Consider the following 4,258-nt stretch of genomic DNA (forward strand, 5'->3'; position numbering starts at 1 on the left):
ATCGGCGGGAGCACGGCCAGGCCGATGTCCTCGCGCGCCAGCAGGCGCATCATCGCCATGTCCTCCACTTCCGCCACGATCTGCGGGCGCACGCCCAGGCGATCGGCCAGGGCGTCGAATCCCGCGCGCACGCTGTTGTCCACCGTCGGCAGGATGATGGGATGCTGGCGAAGCCGATCGGCGATGCTGGCGGCATGACCCAACCGGTCCGGCGTGCCCACCAAACTGACCGGGCGCTCGGCGAGCCGATGGGTCACGAACGGGGTCAGCGCGTCGGTGGCAGGCGCTTGGTTGAGCAGGACCACGTCGAGATTGAGCGCCTCCAGCGCCCGCAGCAGTTCGCCGGCACTGCCCGAGCGCAGGATCAGGTCGATGTCGGTTCGGCCGAGCAGCGGCCGCAGGAACTCCAGCTGGAAGTTGCGCGACAGCGTGGCCAGCGAGCCGACCCGCAGCGCCTGCCGCGCGGCGCCGGTCTGCCGCAGCGTGCCCAGCAGTTCGTCGCCGGTGGCGAAGATCGCATCGGCGTGGTCCAGCGCGATCTGCCCCGCCTCGGTCAGGTGCAATTGCCGCCCGCGCCGCTCGAACAGTGCATGGCCCAAACGCTCCTCCAGCTTGCGGATCTGCACCGACAAGGCGGACTGGGTGAGGTTGAGCCGCTCGGCAGTGCGTGTCAGGTTGCCGTCGTGGGCGACGGCCCAGAAGTAACGCAGGTGGTTGTAGTTCAAAGCGGCCATCGTTCGATAATAACGAACGATATCGTGAAAACAATGAATTTTTGCTCAGCCCCGCCGATCGCTATCGTGGCGCCGCCCGCCACTGCGCTCGATCCAAGGGGATTGCCTTGTCGCTCTATCTGCTGCCGCTTTCTGCCCCATTCCTGCTGTTGGTCGCGGCCGTGTTCGGCTTTGTCCGCAACGGCCGACGCCCCCGCTTCCTCCCCGCCTTCGCCGAAAGTGCCGCACTCGGCGCACTGCTCGTCGCCATCGCCTCGCTGGCGCTGCTGATCGCCCGCGGCGCCGGCGGCAGCGCATTGATCGGATGGAGCGGCATCGGCCTGTCGGTCCGGCTCGATGCGGTGAGCACCACGATGCTGCTGCTGGTCGCCTTCGTCGGCTGGATCGTGGTGCGCTACACCCGCACCTATCTGGATGGCGAGGCACGCCAGGGCTATTTCACCGGCTGGCTGTGCGTCGCGCTCGCCGCGGTGCTGCTGCTGGTGCAGGCCGGCAACCTGGTCCAGGTCGTGGTGGCCTGGATCGCCACCAGCATCGCGCTCAATCGTCTGCTGCTGTTCTATCCCGACCGCGTGGCGGCGCAGCGCGCCGCGCGCAAGAAGCGCCTGTTCTCCAGCATCGGCGCCATCGCCCTGATCTGCGCGGCGCTGCTTGTCTGGAAGAGCCTGGGCACCACCGACATCGCCACCATCAACACGCTGGCGCGGAACGGCCAGCATGGCGGTGTCCTTACCGCGGCGGCCGCCTTGATGGCGCTGGCCGCGGTGCTGAAATCGGCGCAGTTCCCCACCCATGGCTGGCTCACCGAGATGATGGAGGCGCCCACGCCGGTGTCGGCGCTGCTGCATGCCGGCGTGGTCAACGGCGGCGGCTTCCTGCTGATCCGCTTCGCCGACCTGATGCTGGCGGCCCCCGGCGTACTCGCCGTGCTGGCCATGCTGGGCGGGTTCACCGCGCTGTTCGGCGCGCTGGTGATGCTGACCCAACCCGCGGTCAAGACCTCGCTGGCCTGGTCCACGGTCGCGCAGATGGGTTTCATGATCCTGCAGTGCGGGCTGGCGCTGTTCCCGCTGGCACTGCTGCACATCGTCGCGCACTCGCTCTACAAGGCCCATGCCTTCCTGGCCTCCGGCGGCGCCGTCGAGCAGGTGGCGTCCATTCGCCGGCCCGGGCCGGTCGCCGTGCCCAATGGGGCGGCGGTGTGCCGCGCCTTCCTGATCGCGCTGGCGATCTATGTCGTGATCGGCGCCGCCTTCGGGTTCGCCTTCGGCTTCGGGCACAAGTCGCCGCAGGCGCTGGCCCTGGGCGCCATCCTGATCTTCGGCGTGGCCTACCTGCTGGCCCAGGGTCTGGCCGATGCCGCGCCGCGCCCGCTCACCCGCAGGACCGCGCTCTACGCCAGTGCCGCCGCAGTCGGCTATTTCGCGCTGCAGAGTGCAGCCGAATGGCTGACCGCCGGCGTGCTGCCGGCAACGCCGGCGCCGGGTCGGCTGGAGTGGACGCTGATGGCGCTGGCGGTGCTGAGCTTCGGCCTGGTGGCGGTGGCGCAGGCGCTGTTCCCGCTGTGGGCGACGCACCCGGCCGCCGCCGGACTGCGCGTGCATCTCGCCAATGGCCTGTATGCCAACGCCACGCTCGATCGCCTGCTCGGCGGCTGGTCCGTCCGCAAGACCTCGTGACTCCCTAACCGCCAGGACACCCCCCATGTTGATGACCACCACCGACGCACCGTCCTTGTCTCACGAGCTGATCATCGCCGCCGCCACGTGTGCGGCGCGGGCCATTCCCCCGCTTTGGCCGCTCGCCTCGAGCGTGGCGGTCAACCCCTTCATCGGCCAGACCGGCGAACCGCTGCCGATCGCGGCGGCGCGGCTGCGGCGTGCCGCCGGCATCGCCGTGACCATGCCGCGCGACTGGTATGCGCAGCGACTGCAGTCCGGCGAGATCGCCGAAGAAGATCTGCAGGCGGCCTGGCACAACGCGCCGGCGGCGCTGCGTCCGCCGAGCGTGTCCGCACTGAAGCTCGTCATCGAAGCCACGCGCCCTGCCCCGCAGGCGATACCGACCGTCGCCGATCTGGCACGCGATGCGTCGCTGGTCGACTGGCCGGGCATCGTCGAAGAGCGCATCGGACACTGGGCCGCCAGCTACTTCGACCAAGGCCAGGCGCTGTGGGTCGCCGGGCAGTCCGGCGGCGCCTACAACGCGTGGCGGCTGGTTGCGACACACGATCTGACACCGGAAATCGCCGGACTCACCCGATTCGCACAGCAGGTGGCAGACGCGCCAGCGACTGCCGAAGAGGCGATCGTCGAGGGCGTCGCCCGCCTCGGCCTCGCGCCCGACGCGCTGGACGGCTATTTCCACCGCCTGCTGACCACGCTGGGCGGCTGGAGCCAGGTCGCCCGCTATCGGCTCTGGCAAGCGGAGTTGAGCGGCGGAACCGATGCCTGCGTGACCGATCTGCTCGCCATCCGCATCAGCTGGGAAGCCGCCCTGCTGGGCAAGTTCGGCGCGGTGATCGCGCCGCAGTGGCGAAGCGCCGTCGCCGCTTACGCCACGCCGGTGGCGGCGACTTCGGACGACGTCGTCGACAGCATCCTGCAGGAAGCGGCCGAACGAGCCGCACAGCGGCGGCTCGGCAGCGTGCTTGCAGCGCCCGCCTCGGCCCCGGTCGCCCCCGACCGGATGACGTTGCAGATGGCCTTCTGCATCGACGTACGCTCGGAAGTGTTCCGCCGCGCGCTGGAAAGCCTCGATGCGGGCATCCAGACCCTCGGATTCGCCGGCTTCTTCGGGCTGGGCATCGGCCATCGGCGCTTCGCGTCGGACGTGGTCGAGGCACGCCTTCCGGTGCTGCTGACACCAGCGGTGCACACCTGCGCGGGAGAGGCGACGCCCTCGGTGGCCGAAGCGGACCTCGCCGCACGGATCGCGGCCCGCGCGAAGCGGGCCTGGGGGCGCTTCAAGCTGGCCGCCATTTCCTCGTTCGCCTTCGTCGAGGCCACCGGCCCGATCTACGTCGCCAAGCTGCTGCGCGATGGCTTGGGACTGACGCGGCACTCAGCGCCGAACGATCCCGCGCCGCGCCCGGCCGAGGCGCTTGACCTCGACACGCGGCTGACCATGGCCACGCGCATCCTCACCGCGATGTCGCTCACCACTGGGTTCGCCCGACTTGTGGTGATCGCCGGCCACGGGGCAAACGTGGTCAACAACCCCCATGCCAGCGCCCTGCACTGCGGCGCCTGCGGCGGCTACTCGGGCGAAGTGAACGCGCGGCTGCTCGCCGCGCTGCTCAACGACCCCGAGGTGCGCGCCGGGCTTGCCGAGCGCGGCATCGCCATTCCCACCGACACGCTGTTCGTCGGCGCCCTGCACGACACCACGACCGATGCGGTCACGCTCTACAGCGCCGACCATGCTTCGCCCGCGCATGCCGCCGACCTCGACCAGGCGGCGCGTTGGTTGCATGCCGCCGGCGCGCTGGCGCGCGGCGAGCGCGCGCTGCGCCTGCCACGCGC

At 70.3% G+C, this 4,258-nt stretch carries 3 protein-coding genes; 2 read left to right on the plus strand and 1 reads right to left on the minus strand.

The window, feature by feature from the left end; translation table 11 throughout:
• Positions 1-734: LysR family transcriptional regulator (locus D183_RS0109355; protein ID WP_017908757.1), on the minus strand; the 734-nt coding region annotated here is incomplete at its 3' end.
• Between the two features lie 107 nt (positions 735-841).
• Between D183_RS0109355 and D183_RS0109360 the strand changes: the two genes are divergently transcribed.
• Positions 842-2,413 carry a proton-conducting transporter transmembrane domain-containing protein gene (locus tag D183_RS0109360; protein WP_017908758.1) on the plus strand — a complete coding sequence of 524 codons (1,572 nt, stop codon included), beginning with the start codon at positions 842-844 and terminating at the stop codon, positions 2,411-2,413.
• A gap of 25 nt (positions 2,414-2,438) precedes the next feature.
• Positions 2,439-4,258, plus strand: a 1,820-nt coding sequence (locus D183_RS0109365) for a putative inorganic carbon transporter subunit DabA (RefSeq protein ID WP_039726768.1), incomplete at its 3' end; no start/stop codon positions are given.

The organism is Xanthomonas sp. SHU 199, from assembly GCF_000364665.1.
Lineage (GTDB): Bacteria > Pseudomonadota > Gammaproteobacteria > Xanthomonadales > Xanthomonadaceae > Xanthomonas_A > Xanthomonas_A sontii.